Annotated in this window: 16 protein-coding genes and 1 riboswitch; all 16 genes read right to left on the bottom strand. The window is 50.8% G+C overall.

The features are described 5' to 3' along the window. Positions 1 to 3: 3 nt before the first annotated feature. Complete coding sequence (gene ruvA, locus SLIP_RS03655) at positions 4 to 609, bottom strand: Holliday junction branch migration protein RuvA (protein WP_013174924.1); 606 nt, start codon at positions 607 to 609, stop codon at positions 4 to 6. Further along, positions 606 to 1,103 carry a crossover junction endodeoxyribonuclease RuvC gene (ruvC, locus tag SLIP_RS03650; protein WP_013174923.1) on the bottom strand — a complete coding sequence of 166 codons (498 nt, stop codon included), beginning with the start codon at positions 1,101 to 1,103 and terminating at the stop codon, positions 606 to 608. The genes ruvA and ruvC overlap by 4 nt, the downstream gene beginning before the upstream one ends. A gap of 84 nt (positions 1,104 to 1,187) precedes the next feature. Next, the gene (locus tag SLIP_RS03645) at positions 1,188 to 1,754 is read right to left on the bottom strand and encodes a BofC C-terminal domain-containing protein (RefSeq protein WP_013174922.1); all 567 of its coding nucleotides are present in this window, start codon (positions 1,752 to 1,754) and stop codon (positions 1,188 to 1,190) included. A 150-nt stretch (positions 1,755 to 1,904) separates the two neighbouring features. Beyond that, positions 1,905 to 2,666 (bottom strand): YebC/PmpR family DNA-binding transcriptional regulator, encoded by a 762-nt coding sequence (locus SLIP_RS03640; protein WP_013174921.1) that lies wholly within the window; start codon positions 2,664 to 2,666, stop codon positions 1,905 to 1,907. Between the two features lie 40 nt (positions 2,667 to 2,706). Further along, positions 2,707 to 3,429, bottom strand: coding sequence for an NAD(+) synthase (gene nadE / locus SLIP_RS03635; RefSeq protein ID WP_013174920.1), 723 nt, complete (start codon positions 3,427 to 3,429; stop codon positions 2,707 to 2,709). 31 nt (positions 3,430 to 3,460) lie between these two features. After that, positions 3,461 to 4,231, bottom strand: coding sequence for a UPF0280 family protein (locus SLIP_RS03630; protein WP_013174919.1), 771 nt, complete (start codon positions 4,229 to 4,231; stop codon positions 3,461 to 3,463). A gap of 90 nt (positions 4,232 to 4,321) precedes the next feature. After that, positions 4,322 to 4,741, bottom strand: a complete 420-nt coding sequence (locus tag SLIP_RS03625; protein ID WP_013174918.1) for an NIL domain-containing protein — start codon at positions 4,739 to 4,741, stop codon at positions 4,322 to 4,324. Positions 4,742 to 4,755: 14 nt separating this feature from the next. Then, positions 4,756 to 5,979, bottom strand: a complete 1,224-nt coding sequence (locus SLIP_RS03620; RefSeq protein ID WP_013174917.1) for a homocysteine biosynthesis protein — start codon at positions 5,977 to 5,979, stop codon at positions 4,756 to 4,758. 13 nt (positions 5,980 to 5,992) lie between these two features. Continuing rightward, positions 5,993 to 8,551: a homocysteine S-methyltransferase family protein gene (locus SLIP_RS03615; RefSeq protein WP_013174916.1), complete on the bottom strand. Its 2,559-nt coding sequence runs from the start codon at positions 8,549 to 8,551 to the stop codon at positions 5,993 to 5,995. Between the two features lie 52 nt (positions 8,552 to 8,603). Beyond that, positions 8,604 to 8,712, bottom strand: a riboswitch (SAM riboswitch). Positions 8,713 to 8,806: 94 nt separating this feature from the next. Continuing rightward, complete coding sequence (locus SLIP_RS03610; protein ID WP_013174915.1) at positions 8,807 to 9,031, bottom strand: Sec-independent protein translocase subunit TatA/TatB; 225 nt, start codon at positions 9,029 to 9,031, stop codon at positions 8,807 to 8,809. Positions 9,032 to 9,148: 117 nt separating this feature from the next. Then, positions 9,149 to 11,146, bottom strand: coding sequence for an amylo-alpha-1,6-glucosidase (locus SLIP_RS03605; protein ID WP_013174914.1), 1,998 nt, complete (start codon positions 11,144 to 11,146; stop codon positions 9,149 to 9,151). Positions 11,147 to 11,582: 436 nt separating this feature from the next. Beyond that, entirely contained in the window at positions 11,583 to 12,140 is a 558-nt protein-coding gene (locus SLIP_RS03600) for a TetR/AcrR family transcriptional regulator (RefSeq protein ID WP_013174913.1), read from the bottom strand. A 65-nt stretch (positions 12,141 to 12,205) separates the two neighbouring features. Beyond that, complete coding sequence (locus SLIP_RS03595; protein ID WP_013174912.1) at positions 12,206 to 13,315, bottom strand: ABC transporter permease; 1,110 nt, start codon at positions 13,313 to 13,315, stop codon at positions 12,206 to 12,208. Next, entirely contained in the window at positions 13,312 to 14,232 is a 921-nt protein-coding gene (locus tag SLIP_RS03590; RefSeq protein WP_013174911.1) for an ABC transporter ATP-binding protein, read from the bottom strand. Before SLIP_RS03590 ends, SLIP_RS03595 begins: the two co-directional genes overlap by 4 nt. A 2-nt stretch (positions 14,233 to 14,234) precedes the next feature. Further along, positions 14,235 to 15,143 (bottom strand): ABC transporter ATP-binding protein, encoded by a 909-nt coding sequence (locus tag SLIP_RS03585; protein ID WP_013174910.1) that lies wholly within the window; start codon positions 15,141 to 15,143, stop codon positions 14,235 to 14,237. Then, positions 15,136 to 16,131, bottom strand: coding sequence for an HlyD family secretion protein (locus SLIP_RS03580; protein ID WP_013174909.1), 996 nt, complete (start codon positions 16,129 to 16,131; stop codon positions 15,136 to 15,138). Before SLIP_RS03580 ends, SLIP_RS03585 begins: the two co-directional genes overlap by 8 nt. Positions 16,132 to 16,228 lie beyond the last annotated feature (97 nt).

Raw genomic sequence — 16,228 nt, 5'->3', positions numbered from 1 at the left:
AAATCAGGACTTTGCGCTTGCTCCTTTCAGCCTAAGAACTTTCCTCACGTTTTCTTCTACCGCCTCTCCTAGCTCGTTTTTGGCCTGTAATTGAGATAAGATTGGAATTAGCTCGCTGCTCTTAAAACCTAGGGTTTCCAATGCGCTGATGGTATCGGTCCAGCTCGAGCGTAGATTCTCGCTCGCCGTCGTAGCTATTAAATCAGTTTTGGGCCACTTGTTTTGCAGCTCAAAAATCAGCCTTTGTGCCGTTTTACGCCCAATCCCCGGTACACTCGTCAGGCTCTTTTCGTCCTGAGCCAACACCGCGCGGTATAGCTCTTCCGTAGTCATAGAGGATACGATCCCCAAACAAGTCTTCGCTCCCAAACCAGGAATGCTCAATAACGTCCGGAACAGCTGGCGCTCATCTTCGTCCAAAAATCCGTAAATTCTAAACTCGTTTTCCAGGGTCTGCAGATAAGTGTACAGAAAGACTTCCTGCCCTATGCAAGTCACACGGTTGAGGACACGCGGTGGTACCGTCACTTCGAACCCTACTCCGTTCACGTCCAAGTACACGCAGTCAGTGCCTGTGTCTACCAAGATTCCCCTTAAAAAAGCAATCACAACTGGGTTCCCCTCACTTTCGCCAGCCGGGCAGCGTGGATATGACATATCGCTACCGCTAAGGCATCGGCTGCGTCGTCAGGTTTTGGTATTTCTTTCATTTGCAGTATGGCTTTAACCATCGCTTGAACCTGTCGCTTGTCTGCGTTTCCAAACCCAACGACCGCCTGCTTAACCTCTAAGGGCGTGTACTCGTAAATAACAAGCCCTCTCTCGGCAGCAGTCATCAAAACTACCCCCCGGGCTTGACCTACGGTGATTGCGGTCTTGGCGTTGCGGCTGAAAAACAGTTCTTCTACCGCCAAAACCGAAGGCGAATAACATTGGATAACCTGTTCAATTCGGTTATGTATCTCTAGTAACCGAATGGCTTGGTTCGTACCCGATGAGGTTCGGACTACACCGTAGTCGATCAAGCGGGCTTTCCCACCTATGTCTTCAAGCACGCCGTATCCAGTCGTCGCCGTTCCCGGATCAATACCTAATACTATCATCTTCCCTCCCCATTTCAATAATTATCTTACCATACAACTGGTACTGGGGGGACAAAAAAGCCCGGCTTGCCGGGTTATCGGTGATTACTCATACTCATCTAGGCTTTCCAAAACGTCATTTAAAGCAGTTTCGTTATTGAACTCCATCTTCCCGTTCAATACATCTTCTTGAATTTTTTCTGGCAAGTCTTCGACCCGTATCTTGGTCACGCGCGCCACCTCCTGGTTATTCCCTGAAGGTCCCTTATAAACAGCCAGGTATCCCTTATATGCGCCCAAGTGGCAGAGATTCTTATCCTTAGGACACCAATCGTCAATCCTCTGGTAAATCACGAGCGACCCATTGTCCTCGAACCACACGAGATACCCATCTCGCACCGGATATAATTCCCTAACCCCGCTCAGCGATTTCCCAATCAGATATTTCTTCCCTTTGAACTCACTGGTAGTCACATGACCGCAGCGGGTATAGACCTGTTCCAATATCACCGGGGTTTTATCCTGAACCATGAATTCTTTTTTGCTGTCTATTGCGGCGGGCTTGAAATCGAAATTCTTGAAACGGGGCCAGTTGTGGGCAAGCCCGTAGCCCAGTGCAAAACTTAACAGCAAGGTTCCTGCAAGAACTGCACCCCGGTAAGGCCTGATCATACTCTCACCTCCATCAATGTCTATTCTTCCCAATTGAGGATAAAGTATTCAGACAAAAACAAATGGCAGGAGTTATCCCCCGCCATTTCCTAGATGCTGCATTTCCACTGTCACGAAGACCCGTTGTCCCTTGGCCAGCTAACGCTCCCTCTACTGGAGCTGTACTTTCTCCATAATATCGTCGGGAATTGAAAAGTTGGCATAGACCTCCTGTACGTCGTCGTGGTCTTCAAGGATATCCACCAGCTTCAGCACCTTTTTCGCTGTCTCCAAATCATTAACATCCACTATGGTTTCCGGAACCATAGCCACTTGCGCGCTGTCAAATCTTATTCCGTAATTCTCCAACTGCTCCTTCACCGTGCTAAAATCTTCAGGCGAAGTAATAACCTCTAGCACTCCTGAGTCTTCCCTCACGTCTTCGGCCCCTGCTTCAATGGCAATCAGCATAAACTCATCTGCATCCATTCCTATGTCCTCTGAATTCAAGGTTAGAAGCCCTTTTTTCCTGAACATCCAGCTAACACACCCGGCTTCCCCCAGGTTGCCCCCATGTTTGGAAAACAGGTGTCTGATGTCGGCAGCTGTCCGGTTTCGGTTGTCAGTCACGATAGACAGCATCAAAGCGACTCCGCCCGGTCCGTATCCTTCATAAGTCACCTCTTCGATATTGCCGCCTTCTATTTCACCTGTTCCCCGTTTGATGGCACGGAGTATGTTTTCATTCGGCATGTTAACGCCCTTAGCTTTCTGAATCAATGCTTTAAGACGAGGGTTATTATCAGGATCCCCTCCTCCGTCTCGAGCAGCTATGATAATCTCCTTGGCTATCTTAGTAAACACTTTTCCCTTTTTTTCATCCGAACGTGCCTTCTTGTGTTTAATGTTCGCCCATTTAGAATGACCTGACATGCCCTAGAGCCTCCCCTTAGCACTGTGTTTGTAACCCCGATTACAGTTCGGGAATCGGGGGCAATCTCCGCTTATGCTCGGACAGCTTCTGCATGGTCCTGATCTTCCGTACAATTTCATCCGTACCTTCACCAGTTAAAAGGTAACGGTCCAAATCCTCATAGCGGATGCCCATCTCCGCTTCGTCCGTTTGATTCTCGTACAAGCCAGCCGAAGGAACCTTATTAATGATACATTCCGGAACCCCCAAGAACTTGGCCAGTTCTCTCACCTGTGATTTAACTAAAGCCCCGATGGGCATAAGGTCTACTCCCCCATCACCATACTTGGTAAAGTACCCGACTTCCAGCTCATCACGGTTACTCGTGCCTACCACCAAATATCCCAAAGCCTGGGCAAAATAATAGAGAGTTATCATGCGTAAACGCGGTTTAATGTTACCCTTAACCTGACGGGCCTTCTCCTCATTCCCTATCTTAACAAAAGCCTCATACTGCCCGAGCAGTAACTGGTAAGCATCGTCCAGTTCCACCATGATGCAGGGAATAGACAACTCGTCCGCTACCAGCTTCGCGTCCAACATGTCCTGAACACTGCTTTGACAAGGCATGATTATTCCGAGTACATCGTCCCCGAAAGCACGGCGGGATAGAGCTCCTACTACTGCCGAATCGATTCCCCCGCTAAGGCCGAATACGACCCCTTGGGCACCTGCTTCTTGGACTCTGGTTTTAAGCCATTCCGTCAGTAGGTCAACCACCATTTCACTGTCCAGAATAACTCCTCCTTCTCCCTCATCTCCGGTTAGCTTGCTTTGACAGAGGAATTATCTCCATTTCTCCCCATGCAGCTAACTTATCTTTCTTTATAACAATTACCCCCAGTACTCCGTCAATCCCTTTAGCATACTCCAGGGCCTTGACCAAATCACTCTCGCCCTGCACTAGGTTTCCGGCTCCGGTAGCGACCGCGTCTGCTAAAGCCGCACTTTTGGCTTTAATTACCGCCGCGTCAGCCCGCCCTAGGCTCACCGATGGGCCCACTGTCGCGGAGGAGGTACACACACCAACCGGCATCTCTGCGCCCCCTACCTTCAAACCTATACGGTTGCTGAAAGGCGACTCGCCGGCAAAAATCCCGATGATCCTGTCGTGTTTGCCACTCAAATAGATGTCTCCACCGTTTTCGACCACAACCTCCCGCACCCTGGATTCCAGCTCTTTTCCTACCGCTTCTGCAATAGCACCTGCTACGGCTGCCATAGGCCCAACCCCAGCTACAGCGGCAGCCCTTATCATACTCATAGCTACGGGAGGCGCTCCCGGCAAAGCCGGAACCGGAGCAAAAGACGTCCTAAATTCTGGTGACAAGATAATATAGCTTTCCAGATCTCCTCGAAGTTTAATAACTGTCCTTTCTGCGAGCTCTACCAGTCCATCATTAAAGCTTTCTCTATCTACTCCTATTGCTAGATCGGTCTCCTTCAGCTTTACTTGGAAGTAAATGAGATCCGAGGCCTGGTAAAAAATCCGGTACTTTCGCCGGCTGTAATCGTTTTGTACCACTGCCCCCGCTCCTGCCTAGACTTGTTGCTTTCCTTGTTGCTTTAATTATATCTGATGTGTCAATTTTTGAACTACCAGTCACCCAGAGGACTATGCTACTTCAAAGTGCAGCTTCACTGCCCGGGTCGGGCAACAATCTAAGCACATACCGCATACCACGCAGCGGCTGTTGTCGAAAGATACCTCCATTTTTTCACGGTCGGTAATCTCTAGAGCCCCGGTTGGACAGAAGGAAGCACAAGCACCACACTGGATGCAGATTTCTTCATGCCAAACCACGGTTTGGCTTAGAGGCTCCACCCTAACCCCCAAGTCCTTCAGATAATTAACTCCTTGCTCAAACTGTTCTCTGGTTCCGACGAGTTCGACTACTAGGTATCCTTCTTTCTGTGGATTGATATCCGCTTTTAAGATGTTTATCACGAGGTCATAATCCTTGACTAATCTATAAATGATCGGTTGTTCCGATTGAGAGGCGGAGAAAAAGCAAACCACCCTGTTCTTTATCACTTTTCTTCCCCCTTTTATCTTAACCCATTGTACCCGTTTACATTGCGCTCAGGCAGTGAATGAAAAACGATGTCTGCATCGGCCGAAGGTAACGGTGCGACAGGTTGTGTCAGTTCGAACCTTCCGCTCTTTATCCATTCTTTGAGTATTTCAGCGATCTTCCGCGCTCTGGGATAGCTGGACATAGGAGTGGTTGGAACCTCTTTACCCCTAATGGTAACCTTCCCGCTCTTCAGATCCCTATAGTTTACATAGCCGAGATCAATGGGCTTGCAGTAGGGGTAACCTTCGCTGTAATCCACCACGGGACACAAAATCTCCTCATCCTTCACTGCCGTGTACCGAACCATTTCTTCGTCTAAAATGGGGATAGGTATACCTAGACCTACGTACATGCTGGCTCCGTACCCTATGAAACTGGCTCCAACCAGCCACTCCGGGCTCATCTGTTTAAGATCGCCGATCACGGCCAAAGTACCTGCTCCTCCTAAAGGAACGCCGTTTTCAGCTCTGGGAACATTGGGATGGTGTTGGGTTCCGTACCAAGCCACATAGCCTATCCCTCCCCCTAGGAAAATCCGGGTTCCGATGCCTATGGTTCGGTAATAGGGATCGTTCAACAGGGGGCTTAATTGCCCGGCACTAGAGTAACTTGCATTTCCCAGATTGGGCTTGAGTATACCCATATAAGTATAAATAGTGCGATTACCTAAGTTTACCGCACAGTTGTAATTCTGGTAAGCGTTTCTCGGATTATACAGATACGCTTCGTTTAGATCATCTAGGGTTATCATCGTTTCAATTTTCTTGCGCGGATAACAGTCGGTTCCATAACTTACGGCTTCTAGTCTTATCATTTTCCTAGCCACGAGGTCGTGAATGACGTGACCTCCCCCGTACACGAATTTGCCCGGGTATACTTTGTTTTCCGGATCGTTTTCTGGAAGCTGGGTTGCACCGATGTAAGCGTCAACCGCAGCAATCCCAGAATATGCTTCTACCCCGTTAAGCCAAACCCGTTTCATCCTTATGCGGGGATTCGAATGACCGAAGTTAAGAAAAGCCCCCGACGAACACATAGGACCAAACGTCCCGGTAGTAACTACATCCACTTCTTCCGCGGCCTTGGTGTATCCTTTCTCTTCAACTATACCGATCATCTCTTCCGCCGTTACTACCACCGCTTTTCCCCGGCGAATCTTCTCATTGATTTCTTCGTAAGTCTTTTTCACCGCCATACAATCCTCCCCTTTAGTCCAGGTTGCAAAGTTTTCTGGCTTTTATAACTGCTTCGCGCGCATCACGGGCATAGGCATCAGCCCCAATCCGCTCAGCATACTCCTGAGTCAGTACCGCTCCGCCAACCATGACCCTGCAGCCGAGTCCCTTCTCGCGCAATCTCTCGATAACCTCTCCCATGCGAGGCATAGTGGTCGTCATCAAGGCACTCAGGCCAACGATGTCAGCCCGGCTCCTGACTGCTTCCTCCACGATGCGCTGGGCCGGAACGTTCTTGCCAAGGTCTATCACCTTGAACCCGTAATTCTCCAGCATCAGGCTCACGATGTTCTTACCTATGTCATGGATGTCTCCCTCGACGGTTGCCATGATAATTGTACCGAATTGTTGCTGGGCCTGTTGTGTCAAAAATGGCCTGACTGTCGCAAAACCTTTCTTCATTGTTTCGGCCGAAAGCATTAGCTGAGGTAAAAAGTACTCCTGCTTTTCGTAAAGCTCACCTACTTTCTCTATTCCCGGTATCAAAGACTTGTTGACTACCTCCAAAGCAGCGATTCCAGCTGCCAAAGCTTCTTTCACCAGTCCAACTATTAGGTGTTCCTCCCCTTTAACCACCGCTTCCTCTATCCTAGCAGCTATATCGGCCCCCTTGGAACCCTCTTCCTGTTTAATCTTTTCATCCCCGGCTACAACAGGAAGTCGGCTAGCATCGTCAACTCCTCCCGGAGGCTTGCCAGCTACAAGCAAGGGAATGTTGCACTTCTCACATACCCACGATCTAGGTCGAGCAGCCTCTGAGGGCAAAGATGTTCTATCTTTGAACTCACCTACGAACTTCCGGGCGGAAATATCCCGGTTAAGGAGCACCCCAGACGCCAAAATGACCTCCCGAATACGCTGGTCAAACGGGTTGATTATCGGGAGATCTAAACCGCTACCCAACGCCATAGCCAAATAGGTCGAGTTAAGGATTTCTCTAGCCGGCAGTCCATGGGAAACATTACTGATGCCCAAAACCGTAGCCAGTCCTAGTCTCTCACGAACCATCCGCACGCACTTGATGGTTTCCATGACCTGGGCTTGTTCTGCCCCGGCGGTCTTAACCAGGCAATCGATATAAATATCCTCTTCGCGCAAACCGTATAACCGGGCCTGCTCTAATATGCGAACCGCTATCTCGAACCTCTCCCCGGCTGTTGACGGGATCCCCTTCTCGTCCAAACATAATCCCAGTACCGCTGCCCCGTACTTTTTAGCCAAAGGCAATATACGCTCCAAAACCTTTTGTTCGCCCGTAGTTGAATTGATTAGAGGACGGCCCACAAAGGCCTTTAAGGCAGCCTCTACTGCCGCCGAATTGGCTGAATCTATTGATATCGGCACGTCCACCGAGCTTTGCACCGCAATTACCGCCTTTTCCATAGCCGACGGTTCATCGATACCTGGGACCCCAACATTTACGTCTATCAATGGCGCCCCGGCTTCCACCTGCTTCCGGGCTTCTTCGGCCACCATGGCCATGCTGCCCTGGGCAATGTCCTGACCCAGTTTCTTGCGAGCAGTAGGGTTAATCCGTTCCCCAATAAAATGAAGCGGACTATCCTCAGACAATACTACGTACCGGCTGCGCGAGGCCAGAGCACGAACCCGTTTAGGCCTTCTGGTTACCGGGGGAAGGCCCCGCAAGATTTCAGCCATAGCCCTGATATGGGCAGGAGTAGTCCCGCAACACCCGCCGATCAAGTTAGCTCCAGCTTCCCGCAAGCTCAGGGCATAAACAGCCATACTCTCTGGAGTCTCCGGGAAAATAGTGCGCCCGTTTTCTAGCTTAGGAAGACCAGCATTCGGCTCCACTGACAGAAAAATTCCGGTAACCCGAGCCATCTCTTCGATAACCGGGAGCAATTCTTTGGCCCCCCCCGAGCAATTAGCGCCGATAGCCGTTACTCCCAAAGCTTCCAGCACCAGTGCAGCCCCAGCCGGAGAAGTTCCCATCATGGTCCGCCCGTTGGGCTCGAACGTCAAATGGGCCAATATCGGCAGGTCAGTATTCTCACGGGCCGCAATCACGGCGGCCCGGAGTTCACCTATATCAGTCATGGTTTCAATCGAAACCAGGTCAGCCCCGGCTTCGGCCCCAGCTACCACCTGCTCGCGAAAAGCCTCGTAAAGCTGGTCAAACGTAGCATCCCCAGCAGGTTGCAGCAGGCGACCGGTAGGGCCGATATCGATAGCCACCAAGGCCCCGCTGCCTGCCACTTTCTTGGCAGCCTTAACCGCAGCCTTGTTTATTTCGGCCACGCGGTCTTGTAAGCCGTATTCAGTCAGCTTGAAACGGTTAGCTCCGAATGTATTAGTCTGGATTATGTCAGCACCTGCTTCTATATATTGGCCATGTATTTCTTCCAGTACTTCCGGGTGTTCCAGCCCAAACAACTCCGGGCAATCCCCTGGGCGCAGGCCTCTCTCTTGAAGCATAGTCCCCATGGCCCCGTCGAGAATGATTATCCTTTCTCTTAACAAAGATGCCAGGTCTTTGATCAAGTGCTTCACTCCTTTTACCCAAAACATAAAAAAGCCTCTTCCCAGGAAGAGGCATATGAACTCGCGATTGGTCTGCCTCCTCTTATCTCCCAGGAATCACATCCTGCAGGAATTGGCACCATACCTCGGATAACCAAGGCGGTTGCCGGGTTTCATAGGGCCCGTCCCTCCACCTCTCTCGATAAGAGTTGGATGCCTTATTCAACTTAACATTAGAGAAAAATCTTCTTTAGGACCATGGTTACCATCCCGAGCCGCAACGGCCACGACATAGAGCACTGTCTACGTAGAACTTGCACTGCTGTTGTCCTTGCTGTCCTTTTCATCCAGGGAAACCGCTTCTCGTATTTCGTTTTGTATTCCTGTAGATGCCTTCTTGAACTCATTCATAGCCCGGCCGATGGCTTTACCGGCCTCAGGTAATTTCCCCGGTCCAAAAATGATTAGAGCTATAGTCAGTATCAGTATCAATTCCCACGGCCCGACATTCCCGATCAAGCCAAACACCGTTAGATCCACCTCCTTTATCGGCAACGGGCAGTTCCGCGTGATGCCCGTGTCCTGTCCTGGCTTTCATATGCCATTCTACTCCTTTTTTATAAGCGGTGCAATTCTTAATTTCTTTTAGTCCTGGATATCGATTTTATGCCTTCCTTTGACCCCTATAACCTCTTCCGCATAGACCCGGAGCACCTCTCCTACTGACCAGGCCTGGGCAAAGCAACCCCTGGGAGAATGCGGAAAATCGCCATCAAAAATCTCAGAAACGTTACCAACGCATCCGTCCTCAAGATGGATCAAAAGGGGTTTTACCATTTTCTTTATCAACATCAGGCGCCCGCTGTAGTCAGCGTAAATCCTGCTCACCGCCGTGACGAAATGTCCCCACGGCCACACCCAAACGGTTCCCTGGTGATAAGCACGGTCGCGCTCGTGCTCGTTTCCACTGTAGGTGCCCACATACCCCTCGGAAAGAGGAGACAGAGTCCTTAGCCCGTACGGCGTGTACAGCTCTTGCCATAATTTTCTTATTACACTCTTTTCCTGTTCCGAGTTCAACAGACGGGTTGGCAGGCTAACCGCGATTACCTGATTGCACCTTAATGTGGCGTCTTTGTCAACTTCTCCCACGACATCATAGAGGTAACCGCCTGGCTCAAACCAGAACTCCCTGACGAAAGAGCTCCTGACCAGGTCAGCCAGTTTTGTGAACTCTTTGCCCGATCTCGGTCCTTCAAACCGGGATGTCAAGTAAGCCAAAAACCGTGCAGCAAAATGCCACAACGAGTTTATCTCCACGGCTTTCCCCCTTCGCGGGGTTACCGGTTGCCCAGCGATTCGGGCATCCATCCAAGTCAGGGCCATCCCTTCCTCTCCCTGGGTGACTAGCCCATCTTTATCTACCTTGATGCCGTACCTTGTTCCCCGACAGTAGTCATCAACTATAGCACAAAGGCAAGGGTACACTTCGTTCACAAAATCCCAGTCCCCCGTATATTCAAGGTACTTATACACAGCCCAAAATAGCCACAAAGAAGCATCAACCGTGTTGTAATGAGGACATCCAGAATCATCGGAGAAGCAATTGGGTATCAGGCCTTCTTGAACACAGTCCACAAAGCCTTTAATTATCTCTCGTGCATCTCGGTAACGCCCCGTCACCAAGGTCAGCCCTGGCAAGGCGATCATGGCGTCCCGTCCCCAATCCGTAAACCAGGGATAACCCGCAATTATGGTCTTCTTACCCGTGTTCCTGCGTTCCACAATGAAATCGTCAGCCGCCAAAGTCAGCACCTTTATGTGATTATCGGTCTGCGGTAAGGCGCGGCCTAATCTCTTCATACGGTCGAGCGATTCGTTTCTTTGTTTAAGTACCCACTCCTGGTCAATGGCCAAGTCTTCGGTAGAAGCCCTTAGAGCCCAAGATAAACTCCTGTTGCTCTCTATCTCGAATTTCGCCGGGCAGTACAAGTCTTCCACCGCATCTAGACCGCGTTCCGCCTCCAGCTCGTAGAACAGGTCATAGTACCAGAACCCCGCCCGCTGGAGTCTACCCCGGTCGGCACTCAAATAAAGTTTCGGTGCTCCTGGATAGGCCTCGATCATAACCCTGTTGTCCTGAATGCTGGTAAGAAACGGCCACTTGTTTTTGCGTACAGTCCAGTGGTAGTCGCGGTTTGTGACCAGCGGAAAGAGACAGAGTCTAAAATTAAGATTGTCCGGGTTGAGGACGTGGTACAGAATTAATACCGTGTTTTCGCCCCGCACCATCATGATCTCTTTTCGAATAAAAATGTTCTCCAATCTGTAAATATATGTAGGAAAAGGAAACCGGTGAAACTCATACAGAAACTCAAAACCGTGCCCGGAGTAACCGCCCACGGTCTGACTGCAAAAAAGGCTGTACTTTCTGCTCTCAACGCAAACCTCTTCTTCCAGCTTGGCCAAAAGGAGGCGCCGCTCTACCGGAGGGTTTAATGCAGCCACCAGTAACCCGTGGTATTTTCTGGTATTGATACCGGAGACGGTGGAGGAAGCAAAGCCTCCAATGCCGTTGGTCAGAAGCCACTCTCTCTTCGTTCCTGCAGGAGGCCCAAGCTGGGGCCCTGCGAAAACGAGCATGCGCCTACCTCCTTGTGCGGTAATAGCGTCAAGAAAACAACCACTGGCTTGCTGCGTAGCCGCCGCCGGGCAACATCGTCGATAACCTACGTTTATAGATTTCCCTGTAACCACGGCGACCAAACCCGCATCCGAAAGCAAACCCCGTCAACCCTGCTCCTAAAACTAGCCACAGATGTACACTGATTCGCACTGATGAACACAGATGATTTTTTTGCTCAAAAACATTTCCCGGCAAACCCTCATGACACCCGGCAGTGTCACCACTAGAGACTGAAAATTCACAGAGGCTTCCTAACAACGCGGCAGTCAATAATACCAATTCTATAATCATCTGTGAACATCTGTCAAAATCTGTGTGCATCTGTCGCTATTTTTGGAGCAGCTGTGTCGGTTATGCCGGGTGTAACACCGCCAGGTTCTAGGGAAGTATCTCCTAGAAAAGAGCGAGGAGAAATAAGTTCACCAGCTGGGTAGTCGTATCTTCGAAGGTTAAATTATTGTCCACTATGAAATCGGGGTTGACAACCGCTTGCACCGAAGCGATCATGGCCGCCGCGACAACGCGCGGGTCAATACTTTTCACTTCCTCCTTAGGGCTACAGCGGACCAGTTCCCTGACCAGCCACTCCAGCCTTTCTGTCCTCAATCTATCTATTTTCTGCCAGAGGAATGGGTAGTGTTTTCTCAAATCGTCTAAGCTTTGGCGAGTAATAACGGAACTGGCCTGCCTGGTAAGGTACCTTAGAATTTCAGTCACGGCCTTTCTCGGGTCTTCCTCGCCTTTTATTATCTCTTCCGCTTGCGAGGCTATCCTTAATATCAAAGCTTCCACGGCTTTCTCGATAACTTCTTCTTTGCTGGCAAAATACCGGTATACCGTACGCTTGCTCATCCCCGCTCGGGCAGCCAGTTCTTCCATGGTAACCTGCCCCAATCCCTTGGCCCGCACCAGGTCCAAGCAGGCCGCAATCAGTCTCTCTCTAGTATCCAAAGGTGCTCACCCCCTGTTCTCGTCAGTCCCCTGGCAGACACTTTTCAAAAAGACATGAACAAACCTCAGGCGATTCTCTTCTTAAACTTCAGAACGCTTACAAGCAAGAACACGGCCGAGAATACCAACAAGCAAGCAACCTGACCCTTCAGGTACTCAAACCCTATCCCTTTCAACACTATCCCTCGGATGATTACCAGATAGTAAGTCAAAGGAATTACATCGCTGAGATAATAAATAAGCTTGGGCATGGCGGCTCGCGGGAACATAAAGCCCGACAGGAGAATGCTAGGCAACATAACAAAAAAAGCTAACTGAAAAGCCTGCATCTGGGTCCGTGCTACGTTCGATATCATTAGCCCCAGCCCTAACGAAGCCGTGATAAAAAAGAGGGTAAGAAGATAGAGCTCCAGCAAGCTCCCCCGTATGGGCACACCGAATACCAGCACCCCCACCAGCAGAGCCACGGTTATCTGGATGTATCCGAGTACGATGTACGGAAGGATCTTGCCGATCATCAGCTCATACGACTTGATGGGGGTCACCATTAGCTGTTCCAGAGTCCCCCGTTCCCTCTCCCTCACTATGGCCACTGCTGTCAGGATGACCATGGTCATAGTCACAACAATACCGAGGATAGCCGGGACCATATAATAAGCGGTAATCCCGTCCGGGTTGTACCATGGTCGCACCCGTACATCGTAGGGCGGACTGGTGAGCTTAACCTTTTGCACCAAAACCTGCTGTGATTTGAGAAGACCGATGGCGTTGGCCACCGCCACCGCCTGGTTGGCCACCATGTTGTCACTGGCGTCAACTATGACCTGCACCGTGCCTGATTCCCCCCGCTTGAGACAACGAGCAAAATCCGGAGGAAAAATAATGCCGACCTGTGCTTCCCCGCTGTCGATGGTCTTGTTCACCTCATGGTAACTTCCGGCTGCCTCAACTACATCAAAATAGCCCGAGGCCACAAAAGACTGGAGTAGATCACGGCTTTCAGGTGACAAGGATTGGTCGAATACAACCGTGGGGACGTGTCGTACCTCGGTCTGGATGGCATAGCCGAAAAGCAAGAGCTGAACCAGCGGAATCAGGAAAACCAGGGCCAGGGTCATGCGGTCTCTTCGGATCTGCAGAAACTCTTTATAAAGAACGGCTGCAATACGGCTCACCTAGCACCCTCCTCACCCTCAGGGTTACGCACCAGGTACATGAATACATCTTCCAAACTCGGGATAATCGGTTGAGGAACAACCCCGGTGGTGTTTCTTAAGAATTCAATCCCAGCCTCGTCTGACAAGAGAACGTGCAAAACCGTCCCGTGTACGGAGCAGTCTTTGACATACGGCAATCCCTCAAATTCCTTGGCCCGTTGGATGGCATTCGGCGCTTCCAGCTCCACCAAGGTACCGGGCAGGGTACCTGCCTTAAGGGAATCCGGGCTCCCGACCGCTATAAGCTTTCCATTAAGCATAAAACCTACCCGATCGCAACGCTCGGCTTCGTCCATGAAATGAGTGGTGAGTATCACCGTGGTACCGTCATAAGCCAGGTTTTGAATAATGTTGAAAAAGCTGCGGCGCGCTGTCGGGCTGACCCCGCTGGTCGGCTCGTCGAGGAAAACAATCCTGGGTCGACTTATCAAAGCACACCCCAGAGCTAAACGCTGTTTAGCCCCGAGATTCAAGGCTGCTACTGATTCCCCTGTCCGGCTTTCAAGCCCGGTCAAAGCCAAAATCTCTTGAATGCGTTCCTTCCTTTTTTTGTGCGGTATCCCGTAGATGCCGGCGTAAAACTGGAGGTTTTCGACAACGGTCAGGTCCTCGTACAAACTGAACTTCTGAGACATGTACCCCAGGTTCTGTTTGATAGTCTCTGCCTGGCGGGTGAGGTCGTAACCGAGTACTGTCCCCGACCCGCTAGTAGGCTCCAGTATGCCGGTCAGCATCCTGATAAGCGTAGACTTACCCGCGCCGTTAGGCCCCAAGAGCCCGAATATCTCTCCGGCCTGAATTTCGAGGTTAACGTCGGACACAGCCACAAAATCCCCGAAAGCTTTGGTTAACCCCTTGGCAGTCACAGCCCACACCGTTAAACTGCTCCCTTTTCCGCAAACTCGACGAACACGTCCTCCATCGAAGGCCTGATTTGCCGAACCGACCTCACCTTTTCCCCTCGTTCGGCGATGTACTCCTTCATCGCGGTCAGCGACTGTTCAACATCGTCGACCGCCAGGTGGAACCTGTCTCCAAAAAAGGAGTACTCTGTGAGTCCAGGCATGCCCCGAAAAAACTCGGGATCTCTTGTGGCCAGTCTTACTTCCAGGACATGATAGGGGTAAGCCTTCTTCCATCCTGTCGGCGAATCGACCCCAACGATTCGGCCCCGGTTCATCAGAGCAACTTTAGTGCACAGTTCGGCCTCATCCATATAAGGAGTAGAAACCAAAACCGTAATACCCTCTTGATTCAGGCGATACAGTATCTTCCAGATCTCTTTCCGTGACTGAGGATCCACCCCGAGGGTAGGTTCGTCCAGTACCAACAAACGCGGCCTCGTGACCAGGGCACAGGCTAGAGCCAGTTTCTGTTTCATCCCCCCTGAAAGGTCGTCGGCCAACCTGCTTTCGAAACCCTCTAATCCGGTGATACTAAGTATTTCTTCGGCCCGCTGCCTAATAAGAACTCGCGACAGCCGGTACATGGCTCCAAAAAACTCGATGTTTTCCATCACCGTAAGATCCGGGTAAAGGCTGAAACGCTGCGGCATGTAACCGAGATCTGCCCTAACCCGATCTATCTTCCCTATGCTATGGTTCATCAGGTACACCTGGCCGGAATCCGGCCTTATCAAACCGCACACAACCCGCATCAAGGTGGTTTTGCCTGCCCCATCAGGCCCTACCAACCCGAACAAATCCTGTTCCTGCACCCATAAGCTCACATCGTCAAGAGCCAGGGTTTCCCCGAAGCTCTTACGCACGTTTTCAAGCCTAATCACGGCTCTTTCCCCCGTCAAACACCACATCTGCCGGCATTCCCGGCTTTAACACCCCGTCCTTGTTATCAACGCTGATCTTCACCGCAAAGACTACGTTCGTCCTCTCCTTCTTGGTTTGTATCATCTTAGGAGTATACTCGCCTCGGGAAGCGATATAAGTCACCCTACCGGTGAACACCTCCGGGCTTCCACTTACCGTGATCTTGACTTCTTGTCCCAGCCGAATAGCGGGCAAGTCGTCGGTCGGGATATATACCTTTATCCACAAATCGTTGAGATTAGCCACCGTAGCCAGGGATGCCCCCGCCTGCACGTATTCCCCTGGCTCGTAGTTCCTGTTTAAAACCACCCCGTCGATAGGAGAAAATACCTTGAGATCCCTGATCATCGCCTCCGTGGCCTTCAACACAGCCTCGCAGCGTTTTACCTCTAACTCGGCCTGGGTAATTTGCTCCGATCTGGAACCCGCCTTGAGCAGCCTCAGCCGGGCTTCAGCAGCTTGCAGTTTTTGTTTTTCTATGGCTTGAGCAGTTTGAAACTTCTCTAGCTCGTCTTTGGTTATGGCCCCAGCCTGATACAGTTCCTCCCGTTTCGTTAAGTCCTCTGTCGCTTGTTTCAGGCTGGCTTTGGCTATTTCCACATTGGCCGCCGCCTCAGCTATCTCCTCTTCCCTGGCGCCGGAAGTGAGATCCCTGAGTTGGGCCTTCGCTTTCAACACGCTGAGAGCATCACGCTCCCTTTGGGCGACAAGGTCATTGCGTGAAAGCTCTGCTACCAACTGTCCTTTCTGGACATGGTCCCCTTCTTTCACCGTCACGTACTCAATAACCCCGGCTGCCTTGGCCGTCAGCTCGGCAGTGGTAGCCTCAATGGTTCCGGAAGCCTGGATACCCGTATTCTGCGGCGATGAGTAATAATGTTCATATGCCAGAAATGTTCCTACTCCCAAAGCTGTCACCAGCAAGAGCAAAATCAACCGTTTCTTCATGTCCCTTTTACCCGCCTCTCCCTACCCAATGACTTGAACTCTATTGAAGCTGGTATACTATTGGCATTATCCTGGTTTACTTAGTTTTAACCATAGC

Source organism: Syntrophothermus lipocalidus DSM 12680, assembly GCF_000092405.1.
GTDB classification, from domain to species: Bacteria; Bacillota; Syntrophomonadia; order Syntrophomonadales; family Syntrophothermaceae; genus Syntrophothermus; species Syntrophothermus lipocalidus.
This window is presented reverse-complemented; position numbering and strand designations above follow the sequence as displayed.